This is a genomic window from Gilvimarinus algae, assembly GCF_030518215.1.
GTDB lineage: Bacteria > Pseudomonadota > Gammaproteobacteria > Pseudomonadales > Cellvibrionaceae > Gilvimarinus > Gilvimarinus algae.
Genome location: NZ_JAULRT010000060.1, coordinates 460,222 through 475,577 on the forward strand (window position 1 = coordinate 460,222; position 15,356 = coordinate 475,577).

Annotated in this window: 14 protein-coding genes; 8 read left to right on the forward strand and 6 right to left on the reverse strand. The window is 58.3% G+C overall.

All coding sequences use genetic code 11. The features are described 5' to 3' along the window. The first annotated feature begins 1 nt into the window (after window position 1). On the forward strand, window positions 2-346 hold the full coding sequence (locus QWI16_RS14640; protein WP_302714185.1) for a PilZ domain-containing protein: 345 nt from the start codon (window positions 2-4) through the stop codon (window positions 344-346). Here QWI16_RS14640 and hemL read toward each other — a convergent pair. Genes hemL through hemJ form a run of 4 tightly spaced genes read right to left on the reverse strand, consistent with a single transcriptional unit; the run spans window position 341 to window position 3,650 of the window. Beyond that, on the reverse strand, window positions 341-1,621 hold the full coding sequence (gene hemL / locus QWI16_RS14645; protein ID WP_302714186.1) for a glutamate-1-semialdehyde 2,1-aminomutase: 1,281 nt from the start codon (window positions 1,619-1,621) through the stop codon (window positions 341-343). The two genes, QWI16_RS14640 and hemL, sit on opposite strands and share 6 nt — an antisense overlap. Beyond that, the gene (gene thiE, locus QWI16_RS14650; RefSeq protein WP_302714187.1) at window positions 1,596-2,318 is read right to left on the reverse strand and encodes a thiamine phosphate synthase; all 723 of its coding nucleotides are present in this window, start codon (window positions 2,316-2,318) and stop codon (window positions 1,596-1,598) included. Before thiE ends, hemL begins: the two co-directional genes overlap by 26 nt. A gap of 40 nt (window positions 2,319-2,358) precedes the next feature. After that, on the reverse strand, window positions 2,359-3,177 hold the full coding sequence (gene thiD, locus QWI16_RS14655; RefSeq protein ID WP_302714188.1) for a bifunctional hydroxymethylpyrimidine kinase/phosphomethylpyrimidine kinase: 819 nt from the start codon (window positions 3,175-3,177) through the stop codon (window positions 2,359-2,361). Between the two features lie 50 nt (window positions 3,178-3,227). Further along, the gene (gene hemJ / locus QWI16_RS14660; RefSeq protein ID WP_302714189.1) at window positions 3,228-3,650 is read right to left on the reverse strand and encodes a protoporphyrinogen oxidase HemJ; all 423 of its coding nucleotides are present in this window, start codon (window positions 3,648-3,650) and stop codon (window positions 3,228-3,230) included. A 149-nt stretch (window positions 3,651-3,799) separates the two neighbouring features. Between hemJ and argC the strand changes: the two genes are divergently transcribed. The 4 genes from argC (at window position 3,800) to erpA (ending at window position 6,481) form a co-directional block, all read left to right on the forward strand. Continuing rightward, the gene (gene argC / locus QWI16_RS14665; RefSeq protein WP_302714207.1) at window positions 3,800-4,846 is read left to right on the forward strand and encodes an N-acetyl-gamma-glutamyl-phosphate reductase; all 1,047 of its coding nucleotides are present in this window, start codon (window positions 3,800-3,802) and stop codon (window positions 4,844-4,846) included. 18 nt (window positions 4,847-4,864) lie between these two features. Then, on the forward strand, window positions 4,865-5,605 hold the full coding sequence (locus QWI16_RS14670; protein WP_302714190.1) for a DUF6776 family protein: 741 nt from the start codon (window positions 4,865-4,867) through the stop codon (window positions 5,603-5,605). 36 nt (window positions 5,606-5,641) lie between these two features. Further along, window positions 5,642-6,058, forward strand: coding sequence for a bactofilin family protein (locus QWI16_RS14675; protein WP_302714191.1), 417 nt, complete (start codon window positions 5,642-5,644; stop codon window positions 6,056-6,058). Between the two features lie 69 nt (window positions 6,059-6,127). Next, on the forward strand, window positions 6,128-6,481 hold the full coding sequence (erpA, locus tag QWI16_RS14680; RefSeq protein ID WP_302714193.1) for an iron-sulfur cluster insertion protein ErpA: 354 nt from the start codon (window positions 6,128-6,130) through the stop codon (window positions 6,479-6,481). Here the strand turns inward: erpA and QWI16_RS14685 are convergent. Together QWI16_RS14685 and QWI16_RS14690 are read right to left on the reverse strand one after the other, a co-directional pair. Then, window positions 6,478-7,617, reverse strand: a complete 1,140-nt coding sequence (locus QWI16_RS14685) for an anhydro-N-acetylmuramic acid kinase (protein WP_302714194.1) — start codon at window positions 7,615-7,617, stop codon at window positions 6,478-6,480. The two genes, erpA and QWI16_RS14685, sit on opposite strands and share 4 nt — an antisense overlap. Beyond that, on the reverse strand, window positions 7,617-9,053 hold the full coding sequence (locus QWI16_RS14690; protein ID WP_302714196.1) for a peptidoglycan DD-metalloendopeptidase family protein: 1,437 nt from the start codon (window positions 9,051-9,053) through the stop codon (window positions 7,617-7,619). The genes QWI16_RS14685 and QWI16_RS14690 overlap by 1 nt, the downstream gene beginning before the upstream one ends. Window positions 9,054-9,325: 272 nt before the next feature. Here QWI16_RS14690 and tyrS point away from each other — a divergent pair, with 272 nt between their 5' ends. The 3 genes from tyrS to QWI16_RS14705 all read left to right on the forward strand — a co-directional run bounded on the left by tyrS (window position 9,326) and on the right by QWI16_RS14705 (window position 15,164). Further along, window positions 9,326-10,633, forward strand: a complete 1,308-nt coding sequence (gene tyrS, locus QWI16_RS14695) for a tyrosine--tRNA ligase (protein WP_302714197.1) — start codon at window positions 9,326-9,328, stop codon at window positions 10,631-10,633. Between the two features lie 291 nt (window positions 10,634-10,924). Next, a complete protein-coding gene (locus tag QWI16_RS14700) occupies window positions 10,925-12,019 on the forward strand; it encodes an efflux RND transporter periplasmic adaptor subunit (protein WP_302714198.1) in 1,095 nt (364 codons plus the stop codon). 13 nt (window positions 12,020-12,032) lie between these two features. Continuing rightward, entirely contained in the window at window positions 12,033-15,164 is a 3,132-nt protein-coding gene (locus tag QWI16_RS14705; RefSeq protein ID WP_302714199.1) for an efflux RND transporter permease subunit, read from the forward strand. The last annotated feature ends 192 nt before the right edge of the window (window positions 15,165-15,356 follow it).

The window sequence follows — 15,356 nt, forward strand, 5'->3', positions numbered from 1 at the left end:
CATGGTGAACGCATCCTCACACGAAGAGCGCAGTCGCGAGCGGTTGGGCGTCAATCAGAGCATTGATGTGTATGACAACACGCGCGACATTTATCTCGGTCGGCTGGTTAACATTCACAGCAACGGGTTGATGCTGATCGGCGATCAGCCGTTTGAGGAAGATTGTCTTTACCGGTTGGATTTGCACTTGTCCGAGTCCGTCAATAACCGCAACAGTATTCAGCTTGGGGTCGACTGTCTCTGGGTGCGCAATGCCGATGACAATGGCAAGCATTGGGCGGGGTTCACCATCATCGACGCGTCCCCCCAGGCGCTGGAAGATATTGAATCCCTCAGCAGCCTATAGTGTGGCAAAGACTTTTCTAGCGGCCTCTACGGTTTGTTCTATGTCTTCATGCGTGTGCGCCTGTGACATAAATCCTGCTTCATAAGAGGCTGGAGCCAAGTAGACGCCCTCACGCAGCATTCCGTGAAAAAAGCGGTTAAACCTTTCGGTGTCGCACGCCATAACCTGCTGGTAGTTACTGACGGTTTTTTCCTCGGTAAAGAAGCCACCAAACATGCTTCCCACACTGTTGGTGGTAAAGGCAATGCCTGCTTCAGCGGCGGCGCTTTCCAGGCCGCTCATCAGTTGTCCGGTTTTCTCGCTCAGGCGCGGATAGAAATCCGCTTCGTCGAGCAAGCTTAGGGTGGCTATCCCGGCGGCCATGGCCACGGGGTTGCCCGAAAGTGTACCGGCTTGGTACACCGGCCCCTTGGGGGCGATGTGCTCCATGATCTCTCGTTTGCCGCCAAAGGCGCCCACCGGCATGCCGCCGCCAATCACTTTACCCAAGGTGGTGAGGTCCGGTTGTACCTGATAGTAGCCCTGTGCTCCGGTGGCGCTGACGCGAAAGCCCGTCATGACTTCATCGAAAATCAGCATCGCGCCCTGCTCGTCACATACCTGCCGCAATGCCTGTAAAAACCCCGGTTGCGGTGGTATGCAGTTCATGTTGCCCGCCACCGGTTCAACGATAATACAGGCGACTTTTTCGCCGTGCTCGGCAAAAAAGGTGCGCACCTGTTCGGCGTCGTTGTAGTTCAGCGTTGTCGTATGCTCGGCCAGAACAGAGGGGACGCCGGGGGAGCTGGGCACGCCCAAAGTGAGTGCGCCAGAGCCGGCTTTAATCAACAGGGAGTCACTGTGGCCGTGGTAGCAGCCTTCAAATTTTACAATAGTGTCGCGCCCTGTGTAGGCACGTGCCAGGCGTATCGCGCTCATGGTCGCCTCGGTCCCCGAATTGACAAAGCGCACCAGGTCCATACCTGGCATGCGCTCGCAGACCATCTGGGCGAGTATGGTTTCACGCTCTGTTGGCGCACCGAAAGTCAGGCCCGCGCCTATGGCTTCGGTAACGGCGGCAATCACTTCCGGGTGACTGTGTCCCAGTACCATGGGGCCCCATGACTGGACATAGTCGATGTAACTCTTGCCGTCCACATCCGTTACCCGTGACCCCTTGGCGCTTTGCAGGAACACCGGCGTGCCGCCGACGGCTTTAAAGGCGCGCACCGGCGAGTTAACGCCGCCGGGAATGTAGCGGGACGCTTGCTCAAACAGAACTTCGGACTGACTCATTGACGCTCCTCGCGTGATTTGTCGCCCGGCCCTTTTTGCCGGGCGAGGTGTGACTGCCGTGGCTGGCCGTCAGATGGTTAAAGGTGCTCGCATATTGCGAAGGGCTCGACGATTGAAACAAATCGCCGCATATGGCCAGGTAGTCGGCGCCGCGCTCAAGCAATTGACAGGCGTTGCCCTGATCCACACCGCCGATGGCTACTATGCAGGTCTCTGGCCAGAGCTCCCTGGCTCTGCCGAGCAATGCAAGGTCGGCGGCTGGCGCCAGTGGCTTGGTTCGAGAGGGGAAGAAGCGGCCGAAGGCAATATAATCGGCGCCGGCGGCTAGCGCTTGTTGAGCGAGTTCCAAGCTGGCGTGACAGGTGATGCCCACCAGCGCTTGATCGCCCAAGCGTGCGCGTGCCTGATCGATAGGACTGTCGCCCTGACCCAGGTGCACCCCGGCTGCCCCGCAGTGTCTTGCCAGCTCAATGTCGTCGTTGATGATGAGCTTTGCGCCCCGGGCGCAGCACAGCTTTTGCAGCTGCTGCGCCTCACTCAGGCGCCGGGAGTGATCACTCGTTTTGTCCCGGTACTGCACCAGATGGCATCCACCCGCCAGCACCTCATCTACGGCGCGCACCAGCAATTCACCGCGCAGCTTTTCGCTGTCGGTGATGGCGTAGAGGCAGTTATCGGTTAGGGACAGTCTCGGCATGGGCGCCAGTTTACCCAGAGCGCCTGGTCTGTGCAAAAAGCTAATTGCGTTCGGCCCAGTGGAGGCGGTTGGGAATGCTATGCCCCATACCCAGGCGGCGGCTGGCGCGCAAGCTTTGCCAGGTAAAGTGCTGCCCCTGTTCCACCGAGTCGCTCAGCAGCAGGCCGTGGGCGAGATAGGTGCAAATACTGGCGGACAGCGTGGCGCCACTGCCGTGGCTGAACACCCCGAGGCGCGGCCACTGGAAGCGGCGCACCGGCTGCTCCGGGCGGTAGAGACAATTGATGTACTCTTCCGCAGTGCGCCGCGCGCCGGTGATCAACACGGCGTCGCAGCCGTGGGTCAGTATCTGCTGGGCGCAGGCGTCTGCGGTGTCAGCCTGACGGGCCAGTTGATGAGCCTCGACGATGTCCGGGGTCACGAGGCTTGCCAAAGGCAGCAGCAGGTTTTGTAGGGCGCTGGTGAGTTTGTCGCCGCGCTCCATCAGTGGAGGCTCGTCGCTCGCTTCGATGGAGAGATTGACCACCGGATCGAGCACCACGGGAATATCCGGGTAGTCACGGAGAATACTGTGAATGGCCTCGATCTGCTCAACCTGACAAAAATAGCCAAGCTTGATGGCGGCCACGGGCATGTCTTCTAAAATGGCGCGGGTCTGCTCGATCAGCAGCTTGGCGTCTGTTGGCACTAGGTCGATCAGGCGGCGGGTGTCCCGGGCGCAGAGCGCGGTCACAATGGCGCAGCAGTGCGCGCCGAGGCTAAAAGCTGTCTCGATGTCGGCCTGGACTCCGGTGCTGCCAGTGGGGTCATGACTGGACAGGGTCAGCACCACCGGTGCGGTACGACAGAACTCGCTCATGATCAACGCCCATAGTAAATATGGCTGGCTGTATGGAGTCTAGCACAGCGCTAAAAGGGCTTGACCACCACCAGAATCACAATAGCAACCAGAGCGAAAACGGGCAGCTCGTTAAACACACGAAAGTAAGTGTGGCTGCGCTGGTTAGCGTCTAGGGCAAAGCGCTTAAGATGCACACCGCACAGGTGGTGATAGCCGACCAGCGCGATCACCAGTGCCATTTTCACCCAAAACCAATAGGTGATTTTGATCAGCTCCCATTGGTAGTGCACCAGAGCGCCTCCGAAGAGCAGGGTGGCGATCATGGAGGGGGTTGCGATGCCGCGGTAGAGCTTGCGCTCCATGATTTTAAAGCGCTCACGACTGGTGCTGTCCTCGCTCATCGCGTGATAGACAAACAGCCGCGGTAGGTAGAAAAGTGCCGCAAACCAGCAGATCACGGCGATAATGTGTAAGGCTTTGATCCAGAGCATAGTGGTGCCGGGTGAGTGATCGACACTGCATTATGCCATCGGTGCCGCTCACCGCCCAGCCGCTGGCAATTTACCCCATGCACTTTTATGATAGGGGCCCTTTTGGTTTCGCCTGCGGGGCGATTTGTGGCAAAAATGAGGTGGATGACGTGATAAAAGTGGGTATCGTCGGCGGCACGGGTTACACAGGGGTGGAGTTGTTGCGCCTGCTGGCCAAGCATCCGCAGGCTGAAGTCAATGTGATTACGTCGCGCGCCGAGGCGGGGATCCCCGTCAGTGACCTTTACCCCAATTTGCGTGGCCATGTGGACTTGGCGTTTACTGAGCCGGATGTGGAGCTGCTCGGCAAGTGCGATGTGGTGTTTTTTGCCACCCCCCACGGCGTTGCCCAGAACTTGATGCCGGCGCTGCTGGCGACCGGCACCCGGGTGATTGACCTCTCGGCGGATTTCCGTATTCGCGACACTGACCTCTGGGCGCACTGGTACGACCAGACTCACGGCTGCCCTGAACTGGTGTCAGAGGCGGTCTACGGCCTGCCTGAGCTCAACCGTGAAGCGATTAAGTCGGCCCGCCTTGTAGCCTGCCCCGGGTGCTATCCGACTGCGGCGCAGTTGGCTTTGATGCCGCTGCTGCATAATGCTCTGGTAGACCCTGAACACCTGATCATTAACGCCGCGAGCGGTGCCACCGGGGCCGGCCGTCAAGCGAAGGTTGGTATGCTGTTGACGGAGATCAGCGACAGCTTTAAAGCCTATGGCGCATCCGGGCACAGACACTTGCCAGAGATTGAACAGGCGCTTCGCGACATGCAGCCGGCCGATAGTGCTAAGGCGCAGGTGACCTTTATCCCGCACCTGTTGCCTATGGTCAGGGGCATACACGCCACCTGCTACGCCCGCGCCCTGGCGCCGGAGACATTGCCAGACCTGCAGGCGCTGTTTGAACAGCACTACGCGGACGAGCCTTTTGTCGATGTCATGCCGGCAGGCTCACACCCGGAGACCCGTTCCGTGAAGGGCTCGAATGTGTGCCGCATTTCCGTGTGCCAGCCCCAAGGCCGCGATACAATTGTCGTGCTTTCGGTGATTGATAACCTCACCCGAGGCGCGTCCGGTCAAGCGGTGCAGAACATGAATATTATGTTTGGTTTGGACGAGACAGCGGGCCTCGATGTGGTGGCGCTGCTGCCCTGATAACAATAAGCGAGTGGCATGAGTACAGTAAAAGGCAGTAAACAGTATTCACTCAAAGTGGTCCCTCACCGACCCGGGCGTCGTGCGCTTCAGGTATTGCTGGCGCTAATCTTCGTCGGGGCTGCACTCGCGGCGGCTTACTTTGGTGGCTACTGGCAGGGTATGGGGCGCCAGTCCAATGCCCTGGCCGAACGCGACCGCCTGCAAATTGAATTGACCGAGGCGCGCGAAGAGTTAGCGCAGCATCGTCAGCAGGTGGCTAACTTGGCCGTGGCGTCTGAGGTCGATCAGATGGCAAGTGAAGAAGTGCGCGGCGAGGTGATTGATCTGCGTCGCCAAATCGCCAGCCTCGAAGCCGATATCTCTTTTTACCGTGGGCTGATGTCTCCCAGCGAGGACAGCAACGGCCTGACGCTCGGTGAGGTGACGATTACCGAGACCCCAGTGGCTGGCCGCTTTGCGTTTAAGATTGTGGTTCAGCAGGTGGCCACTAACCATCAGGTGCTCAGCGGCGTGCTCAACGCTGATGTTATCGGGCGCAGTGATGGCGGCGTCACCCGAGTGCCGCTGTATCAGTTGTCGTCGGATATCGATACTCAGGATATTAAGCTGCGTTTCAAGTATTTCCAAAACGTGGAGGGAGAGTTGACTCTGCCCGAAGGCTTTGTGGCCGAACGGCTGGAGCTGGCGGCCCGCTCCTCCGGTCGCACTGGCGATAGCGTTGAAAAAAGCTTTCCCTGGCCGGTAGAAAATTTGTAACAGGACAGGCCCCGTAGGGCCAGGTTGAGAAAACTTATGGCGTTTAATAACAATCACACACTGATCTCCAAGGGCACCAGCATTGTTGGTGATATTCACTTTACCGGCGATCTGCAAGTCGAGGGTAAGGTCACTGGTAATATTATTGTTGAGGGCGGTGGCGATGCCAAACTGGTGGTGGCCGACAAGGGGGTTGTCGAGGGCGAAATCCGCGTCCCCATGGTGGTGGTCAATGGCAAGGTCGTGGGCAATGTCTTTGCTAGCAAACACGTCGAGCTGGCTTCCAAGGCGGTCGTCGAGGGCAATGTCCACTACCAGCTGATCGAAATGGTCAAGGGCGCTCAGGTCAATGGTTCACTGGTCTACGGAGAGCCCGAGAAGGCGCCGGTGAAAGAGTCGGGCAAGCTATTTGGCGGTAAGTCGAACGATGCCGAAGCGCCCGCAAAGGGTTGATCAAATAGTTGACTGTTTTACTCTGGTATTGGGATAATGCGCCTGTGAATTCGCGCTGGAGCCCTTAATATGTCGACCCCTGAAGTGTTTACGCCCGAGCCTCTGTACGTCAGCCCCGGTGCTGTGGCCAAGGTGAAGAGCCTGGTTGAGGAGGAGGGCAACCCGGACTTGAAACTGCGGGTGTATGTCACCGGCGGCGGCTGCTCTGGCTTCCAGTACGGCTTTACTTTTGACGAACTGACGGCGGAGGACGATACCGTCGTGGAAAAAGACGGTGTGAAGGTGGTCGTGGACGCCCTCAGCTTTCCCTACCTCGCCGGCGCCAATGTCGATTACAGCGAAGGGCTGCAGGGCTCGCGCTTTACTGTCACCAACCCCAATGCCGCGACCACATGCGGTTGTGGGTCCTCCTTTTCAGTTTAACGGCTGTTAACTGAGTCAAAGCGCTCGCCGGGGTAAATCCCCCCGAGTACGACCTCAGCTTTTGCGCCAGTAGCGCTTGGCAGATTGCCCGGCATGCCCTGTAGTGTTCTCGCCGCCAGCCAGGCAAAAGCAGCCGCTTCCACCCAGTCGGGGTCCACACCCAGTGCTGCGGTTGTCGCGACGCTGAAGCCTTTCGCCAGTTGCGCCAGGCGCGTCTTTAATGCCTTGTTGTGCGCGCCGCCGCCGCAGAGATAAATCTCTCCTCCCAACTCCGCACCCGGGCATTGGAGTAAGTGATTGGCAATGCTGGCCGCGGTAACTTCCAGCAAAGTGGCCTGGACATCCTCGGCTGCGAGAGCGGTAAAGCCGCTCAATTGTTCATCCAGCCAAGGCAGGTGAAAATCTTCCCGACCCGTGCTTTTGGGCAGGCTGCGGGTAAGGTAGGGGTGGGCCATTAGCTGCGCAAGCAGCGCAGAATGAACCCGACCGGTACTGGCCCATTCACCGTCCGCGTCGTAGCTCCGCTGACAGTGCCTCTGTATCCAGGCATCCATTAATGTGTTCCCGGGGCCCGTGTCAAAGCCCAGAGGCGCCCCCCCGGGAGTCAGCCAGCTGATATTGGCGATGCCGCCGATATTGATGATGGCGCGGGCCGCGGTTGGTGAAGCAAATGCGGCCTGATGAAAGGCCGGCACCAAAGGCGCGCCCTGTCCGCCACTAGCCATATCCCGGCGGCGGAAGTCAGCGACAGTGGTGATGCCGGTGAGGCTGGCGATCAGATTGGGGTCGCCAATTTGCCAAGTGAAAGGATGAGTGGTTTGGCCGGGAGGGCGGTGGCGAATGGTCTGTCCGTGGCTGCCAATAGCGGTGATGTCGGTGGTCTTGACCGCTGCTTTGGTTACTAGGGCCAAAGCGGCCTCGGCAAAGCGTCGTCCGAGAATCTGGTCGAGCTCGCCGGCGCGGTCTATTTCGTTGGCGCCAGGGCTGCACAGCGCGTGAATGTCCCGGCGAAAGGCGGCGTCAAAGACCAGTCCACAGGCTTCGACCAGCCGGGTCGAATCTGCGCTGATCTCAACGAGCGCAGCGTCTATCCCATCGGCGCTGGTGCCGGAAATCAATCCGATGTACAGGGCCATCAGTTGATCTTGCGGTCGGTTTCGCCCATGGCGAGTCTTCCGGAGTCGAAGTGCTGCTGCAGTTGGCTGACCAGCGTTTGCGTCTGAGTAAGGAAGTCCTCCATTTCCGCGTCGGCAATGGATTTGGCCTTGGGCAGCTTCTGCACAATAGTACGCGGGTTGCGGTGCACGCCGTCTAGCAGGAATTCGTAGTGCAGATGCGGCCCAGTGGCGTAGCCTGTCGAGCCCACGGTGCCAATTACCTGCTTTTGCTTTACCCGATCGCCCGTTTTCACGTAGCGCTTGTGTAGGTGCAAGTATTTGGTTTGCACATTGTTGCCGTGCTGAATAAACACGTAGTTGCCATTCGGCTTGCTGTAACCCGCGGCAATCACTCGGCCCGCGCCAGAGGCCCATACTGGGGTGCCGGTATCGGCCGCGTAGTCGGTGCCTCTGTGAGGACGTACGGTTTTAAAAATCGGGTGCAGCCTGCGTGGGTTAAAGTTGCCACTGATGCGTCGAAAATCCACCGGTGCCAGCAAAAACGCTTTGCGCATGCTCTGGCCCTCGGGTGTGTAGTAGTGGCTGTCACCATTGGCGTGTGTGTAGCGTACGGCCTGAAACTTGTGCCCTTGGTTAGTGAACTCGGCCGCAAGAATATCGCCGTGGCCGATTTTTTCGCCATCGAGAAACTTTTCTTCAAACAGAACGCTGAAGTGGTCGCCCTTGCGGATATCCAACGCGAAGTCGACATCCCAGCCAAAAATATTGGCCAGCTCCATGATCATGCTATCACTCATGCCAACGCCTTGGCCGGCAAGAAACAGTGAACTTTGAATGGTGGCTTCTTTGTAGGCGCTGCGCAACTCGGGCTCGCGGATTTCTGGAATGCTGGCAAAACCCTGCTCGCCACGCTCAAAGTGGGTGCTGTTGAGCCGATTGGTGACGTGAGTGAGCTTTTGCAGCTCGCCATGATCGTCGAGGTAAAAGACGATTTCATGGCCGGGCATAATTTTAGTGAGGGATTTGGCTTCTTTGCAGCTGTGGGTCAGCTCGTAGACATCCCGGTCGTTCAGGCCAGCGCGTTTGAACAGGGTCGACAAGCTGTCGCCCGAGCGCACGGTAAAGCTTTTGCGCTCCAGCACCGGCTCGGTTATCTCCAGCGGCTGGAGCGGCGCTTGGGCCACCTGCGCCAGGTCTTCTGGTGCCGACAGGGGGGCGGCGCTGTCCTGCGCCGCTATCGCGGCAGTCTCGGCCTGAGGCGCTGGTGGGGCAATTTCCGCCGGTAATGCCAAACTGATCTGCTTGCCGGTGGCGGCATCGGGTGAGGAGGGCGAGGTCATCGCCCAGGCAACGAGCCCCAGCGCCAGCACGCTGGCGGCCATAATGTGGCCGCGCGGAAAGGCTGGCGCCTCACGCTTTTTTTGGTTAACTTTTTGTTTTTCAAAGGGTTGCATGAATCTATTAAACCCGCCCCGTAAGTAGTTGTTCCCGGTAGTTATATCAGAATCGGCTGTTAATATCGATCTTTTGTGATCATTTTTTGATCTTTGGCCACATCTTTTTATGGCCTAATTATCCTGAGAGGGTTAGTCATCGCCGTGCTCCAAAAGTTGCACTGGGCATCAGGACTTGTTTTTACTGGTGTATAAGGTATCTTTGCCCGCCTGTCGAGCCCGGCGTTACTGGCGCCGGAGCCATCTCACAGTTATCAGATATAGGCAAATACATGACGACTATCGATGCATCTCTGTTCGAAGATCTACAGGCGCGTGGGCTGATTGCTCAGACCACCGGTGGCGATGTGATGGCCGATTATCTGGCAGCTGGCAGCCGCACCCTCTATAGCGGTTTTGATCCTACCGCCGACAGTCTTCACATTGGCCATCTGGTTCCGCTGCTGGCGCTCAAGCGCTTTCAGCGCGCCGGTCACAAGCCGATTGCTTTGGTGGGCGGGGCAACGGGTCTGGTGGGCGACCCCAGCTTCAAGGCCGCTGAACGCAAACTCAATACGCCGGATATTGTCGCCGGTTGGACGGATAAGCTCAAAGCCCAGGTCAGCCGGTTTATCGACTTCGATTGCGGCGCCAATTCGGCCGAGGTGGTAAACAACCTCGACTGGATGGGGCAGATGGATGTGCTGACGTTCTTACGCGATGTGGGTAAGCACTTCTCCGTTAACAATATGATCAATAAAGAATCGGTCAAGCAGCGCATTGACCGCGAAGGGGCGGGCATTTCCTTTACCGAGTTTACCTACATGCTGCTGCAGTCCTACGATTTTGCCGAGCTCTATCAGCGGTATAACTGCACTTTGCAGATTGGCGGTTCGGATCAGTGGGGCAACATCACCGGCGGTATTGATCTGGCTCGACGTATGTACGGCGGCGAAACCTACGGCTTGACCCTGCCGTTGGTAACCAAGGCCGACGGCACCAAGTTTGGCAAGACTGAGTCGGGCACCATATGGCTCGACCCGGCCAAAACCTCTCCCTACGCTTTCTACCAGTTCTGGCTCGGTGCGGCGGATGCGGACGTGTACAAGTTCTTGCGCTACTTCACCTTCCTGCCGCTGGAGCAAATCGCCGCGATTGAGGCGAGCGATCGAGAGACTCAGGGTCGCCCGCAGGCGCAGAGTGTACTGGCCCGCGAGGTTACGGCGCTGATTCATGGCGACGAGGGTTTGGCGGCGGCCGAGCGCATTACCGAGGCGCTTTTTTCCGGTAGCCTGGAGTCCCTTGGGGAGTCGGATCTGGAGCAGCTCAAGCTCGATGGCTTGCCCTCGAGCGAGCTCGTCCGTGGGGAGTTGGCAAGCAGGCCGCTGACCCAGTGGCTCGTGGATGCAGGTATGGCCGGCTCGGGCAAGCAGGTCAAAGACGCGCTCGCACGGGCGGCTGTGGCGATTAATGGTGTGGCGGTTGACGCGGATGACAACACCAACGCCGAGGCCTGCTTTGTCTCCGAACGCGCGCTGTTTGGCCGCTTTTACGTGGTCAAGCTGGGCAAAAAGAAGTATCACCTGTTTGAGATAAAGTAGTACCCCAGGCCGGTGCCGCTCGGTGCCGGCCGTTTTATCCCCGTCCCAAAGCTGTGTATGCTGGTCATCTCGACCATTGCAGTCATCTAAAACCCTGTACCGACAGTAATTAATAACCCGGCAAGCGAATAGATGCCGTAGTTGTGGCGCAGCGCGCGCTGCAAGGCCTGACGTGAACCTGCGTTTTTGGTGCGCCAAGGTGGGTAGTGGTCCGACACAACCCGTCGCCGGGAGAACAGCAGACGATGCCTTGCGCCTGTGAGGCTCGAGTTAATTGGGGGCAGCCATTTTATGAGCACAACGGAGTATTCAAATCGCGCGGCAATTTGCCTGGGCGTCTTGGTTCTTTTACTGATGGCCGGGGCGCGTGCCCAGGTGACTGTGGAGGCGATTGAGGTGGGGCGCGAGCGTATCGTCGAGTCTGTGCCGCTGACCGGTTCGGTCAGTGCTCTGCAACTTTCCTCTCTTTCGGCTGAGGTCAGCGGGGTGGTTGCACGTGTTCATGGGCAGGCAGGCGATCGCGTGGCCCAGGGCGAGCCGCTGGTGGTATTGGATCGCGAGCTCTCCCAATTGTCGCTGCAGGCCGCTGAGGCCCGGTTGATGCGCGCACAGGCGCAAAAGTCAGAGGCCGAGCGCCGCCTGAATGAGGCCAAAGACTTGGTGCGCGATAACAATATTGCCGCCAGTGAGGTGGATATTCGTGCGGCTGCCTTCAAAAGCGCGCAGGCGGACTGGCAGGTGGCTCAAGCCGAGCGGGCTCTCGCCGCAGTGAGTTTGGAAAAGCACACGCTTTACGCACCCTTTGCCGGCAGTATCAGCGATCGACTGGTGAGTGTCGGTGAATGGGTGGTGCCGGGTACGGCCTTGGTCGAATTGGTGTCTACTGAGCAGTTGCGTGTGGATTTTCAAGTGCCGCAGCGCTATTTCGACCGGGTCGGAGGGAATACCCGGCTGCTCCTGACGCTCGACTCGGCGCCAGAGTCGCGCCTCGCCGCATCAGACCTGCGTAAGGTTCCCTTAAGCCGCGCCGGTGCACGCACCTTTTTACTGAGGGCGGCGCTGCCCGATGAGGTGCCCGAGCCCATCGCCGGTATGGCGGTATCGGCCAGTTTGCAGCTCGATGCTGGCCGCGAGGCCGTGACTGTTCCTCGCGACGCCCTGTTGCGATACCCGGATGGGCGCATCAGTGTCTGGGTGGCCGACAGCGCTAACTTTGGCGGTGAGGTGTCCGTCGCGGAGCGGCAGGTGGACACTGGTCTGACCTTTGACGGCCGAGTAGAAGTTGCCCGCGGGCTGAAGGCCGGGGAGGTGGTGATCACCCGGGGTAACGAAGCGCTGCAGCAGGGGCAGGTTGTGCAGTTGCGCCGCGCCGGCCGGTCTGACTGAGAGAGGGTGGCTTATGTTTGAGGGCATAGTACGCCACGGTATTCTGGTGACCGTGACCGTTCTGATCATCAGCGTGCTGGGCATTTTGGCCGCTTCGCGGATACCGGTGCAAATGATCCCGGATCTGGAAGTGCGCACCATTAGTGTTCGCACTCAGTGGCCCGGCGCCACGCCCCAGGATGTCGAAAAAGAGATCCTCATTGAGCAAGAGGAGTATTTGCGCAACATTCCCTACCTTGAGGAGCTGACCTCCTCGGCGAGCCTGGGTGAGGCGAGCATTGAAATGGAGTTCCCCTTCGGCGTAGACATCACCGAAACCCTGATCCGTGTCAACAATGCGCTGACCCAGGTGCCGTCTTACCCGGTGAATGTGGACGAACCCCAGGTTTACGCCACCTCTTTCTCCGCCAACTCGTTTATGTACTTTCGTGTGTCACCACTTGATGGTAATCCGCGCAATTTGGATATGGATATGATGCGCGATTTTATCGAGGACAATGTGCGCACGCGAATGTCCAGTGTGCCGGGTGTGTCCGAGGTGGGCGTCAGTGGGGGTGCCAGGCGGCAGGTGCAAATTCGCATTAACCCAGACGCGCTGGCACAGCGGCAACTCACTCTCGGCGATGTGCGCTCAGCCATTGCCGAGCGCAACCGGGATATTTCCGGGGGCGAGGTGATCAGTGGTAAGCGACGTTATTTGTTGCGCACCCTCGGTCGCTTTGATTCGGTGCAGGAGCTTGAGGAGCTGATTGTTGAGCGCCGCGGCGACAGCGTCACGCGCTTGTCGGATGTGGCAGAGGTTTACTTCGATCACTTTAAAATCCGAGATAAATCCTTCGTCAATGAAAAGCCGGTGATCGGTCTGTCGGTGCGCCGCGAGAGCGGCTCCAATGTGTTGGCGATTAAAGAGGCCATGATGGCTGAGGTGCAGAGCATTAACCGCGACTTACTCGCACCGGCGGGGATGGTTCTTGAACGCACGGCGGATGACGTGGTGTATGTCAGCGAGTCCATTTTTAACGTGTGGAAGAATTTAGTTCTCGGCGCTCTGCTGGCCACGGCGATCATGTATGCCTTCCTGCGCTCGTTTCGGGCAACAGCGCTCGGTGTTATAGGTATTCCCATTTGTGCTATCGCCGCCTTTATTGGCTTGCTGGCGGCGGGGCGCACTATTAATGTTATTTCTCTGGCCGGTGTGGCTTTCGCGATTGGCATGACGCTCGATAACTCCATTGTGGTGCTCGAGAGCATTGAGCTTGAGCGACAGCGTGGACTCAAGCGGATACAGGCTGCCGTCGAAGGCGTGAAAAAGGTGTGGCCGGCGGTGCTTGCTTCTACTTTGACCACCATTATGGTGTTCTTGCCAGTTGTCTTTATCGCCGAGGAGGCTGGCCAGCTGTATTCCGATATTGCCATTGCCATATCGGCTTCTATTTTTATTTCCATGCTGGTGGCGATAACCGTTATACCCACCGCCAGTGCGCGCCTTGCGTTGCACTCCAAAAGCCACGATACGCGCTGGCGCCGGGTACTGACTGCGCGTCTTGCCTGGCTGTTTGCTACCCCCCGTCGGCGTGTGACTTGCCTTATGACAACGTTGCTGGTCAGTGGCGCGATTGTTTTGTTTCTGACGCCGCCGGCGGAGTATTTGCCGGAGGGTGAAGAGGCCAAGACCTTTGCCTCCATGAATGCGCCTCCCGGCTACAACTTAGAGACCATGGAGGAAATCGCCCTAGAGGTGCAGGACTATTTTATGCCCTTTGTGGACGACGAGCCAGAAGCCTTCGAGCGTGGGGAGACCGAAGTTCCCGCGATGAAATACGTCAATCTGGGGGTGTCCGCCGGCGGTATGCGCATTATCACCGAATCGAAAAACCCCGCCCACATCGAGCCACTTATGGATGCGCTGGTGGATAAATATGAAAGCTATCCTGGCATGCGAGCCTTTGCGGCCCGCGGCTCCATCATTAGCAGTAACGATGGTGGCACCCGTAGTGTCAATCTGGACATTTCCAGTCCTAATCTCGAGGATGCGTATCGGGTGGCGCGCGATGCGCTGGCACGGGCCGAGGAGATCTTTGATGGTCCTCGCATTCAGAGTCAGCCCTCGAGCTTGTCTCTGTCGCAGCCCATGTTGCAGATTCGTCCTCGCTGGGAGCGCGCCGCAGAATTAGGCATGAGCGCAGAGGATATAGGCTTTGCGGTAGCCGCCCTGACGGATGGTGCCTTTGTCAGTGAATACTTTCAGGGTGATGATAAAATCGATATCTATCTCTACAGCACCCGGGGGCCGGGTGTGGCCCTGGAAACCCTCTCGCAATTGTCTATCTACACCCCCCTCGGTGGAGCAGTACCTTTGACGGAGTTGGCGCAGATTGAGGAGACCGTAGATACCAATGTGCTGCGCCGCGTCGATGGTCGGCGCACGGTAACGCTGAATATTATCCCGCCGCGCTCGGTTGCGCTGGAGACCGGAGTGGCGCGGGTGCGCGAAGAGTTGGTGGGCTGGCTGAAAGAGACCGGTCGTGTGCCGGCGGGTGTATCTCTGAACATATCCGGCGCTGCCGATCAGCTCGATGCCACTCGAGAATCTCTGAGCTCCAATTACCTGGTTGCTCTGGTGATTGTGTACTTGCTGATGGTGGCGATTTTCTCTCACTGGGGTTATCCGCTGTTGATTATGACTGTGATTCCTTTGGGTGTGGCAGGTGGTATTGCCGGACTTGCGCTGCTCAATGGGCTGGGAGCGGTACTCCAGGCTTTGGGCTTAGGGGGCTTTCAGCAGCCCTTCGACATGATCTCCATGCTCGGATTTTTAATTCTCATGGGGACGGTGGTGAATAACCCGATCTTGATTGTTCATCGCGCCATTGAAAACCTGCAGCAGGGCGCTGATGATGTCGTCGAGGCTGTGCGCGAGGCGGTTGAGTCGCGGCTGCGCCCGATAGCGATTTCGTCTATCACTACGATTTTTGGCCTCGCGCCTCTGGTCTTTTTGCCGGGGGCGGGCAGTGAGCTATACCGCGGGGTCGGCGTGATTGTTATGGCCGGTATTATTGGTGCCACGATTGTGACCCTGACAACCCTGCCCTCGGCCACGGTCATGGTGCTGCGCTGGAACGGGCGCCATAAGCCAGCTCAATGATCGTCAGTCTCGGTTGTTTTTTGTGCAGTAAAAATAAATGTTTCTCGGGGGCTTGCGCGGTTTAGATTGGTGCGTATAATGCGCCCTCCTCGACACCGGCGAGGTTGATTGAAGGCTTGCGAAGCGGGCGTTTGATCAGCGTTTTTGGAAGGTGTTTGAGGCTTGGTAAAAACTTTTTCAAAAAGGGGTTGC

What these genes read in the sequence shown, in the direction of transcription:
- QWI16_RS14700 (WP_302714198.1), top strand. Translation starts at nt 10,925, where the DNA reads ATGAGCACAACGGAGTATTCAAATCGCGCGGCAATTTGCCTGGGCGTC.
- thiE (WP_302714187.1), bottom strand. Translation starts at nt 2,318, where the DNA reads ATGCCGAGACTGTCCCTAACCGATAACTGCCTCTACGCCATCACCGAC.
- QWI16_RS14690 (WP_302714196.1), bottom strand. Translation starts at nt 9,053, where the DNA reads ATGCAACCCTTTGAAAAACAAAAAGTTAACCAAAAAAAGCGTGAGGCG.
- hemJ (WP_302714189.1), bottom strand. Translation starts at nt 3,650, where the DNA reads ATGCTCTGGATCAAAGCCTTACACATTATCGCCGTGATCTGCTGGTTT.
- tyrS (WP_302714197.1), top strand. Translation starts at nt 9,326, where the DNA reads ATGACGACTATCGATGCATCTCTGTTCGAAGATCTACAGGCGCGTGGG.
- hemL (WP_302714186.1), bottom strand. Translation starts at nt 1,621, where the DNA reads ATGAGTCAGTCCGAAGTTCTGTTTGAGCAAGCGTCCCGCTACATTCCC.
- QWI16_RS14640 (WP_302714185.1), top strand. Translation starts at nt 2, where the DNA reads ATGGTGAACGCATCCTCACACGAAGAGCGCAGTCGCGAGCGGTTGGGC.
- QWI16_RS14670 (WP_302714190.1), top strand. Translation starts at nt 4,865, where the DNA reads ATGAGTACAGTAAAAGGCAGTAAACAGTATTCACTCAAAGTGGTCCCT.
- QWI16_RS14705 (WP_302714199.1), top strand. Translation starts at nt 12,033, where the DNA reads ATGTTTGAGGGCATAGTACGCCACGGTATTCTGGTGACCGTGACCGTT.
- thiD (WP_302714188.1), bottom strand. Translation starts at nt 3,177, where the DNA reads ATGAGCGAGTTCTGTCGTACCGCACCGGTGGTGCTGACCCTGTCCAGT.
- erpA (WP_302714193.1), top strand. Translation starts at nt 6,128, where the DNA reads ATGTCGACCCCTGAAGTGTTTACGCCCGAGCCTCTGTACGTCAGCCCC.
- QWI16_RS14675 (WP_302714191.1), top strand. Translation starts at nt 5,642, where the DNA reads ATGGCGTTTAATAACAATCACACACTGATCTCCAAGGGCACCAGCATT.
- QWI16_RS14685 (WP_302714194.1), bottom strand. Translation starts at nt 7,617, where the DNA reads ATGGCCCTGTACATCGGATTGATTTCCGGCACCAGCGCCGATGGGATA.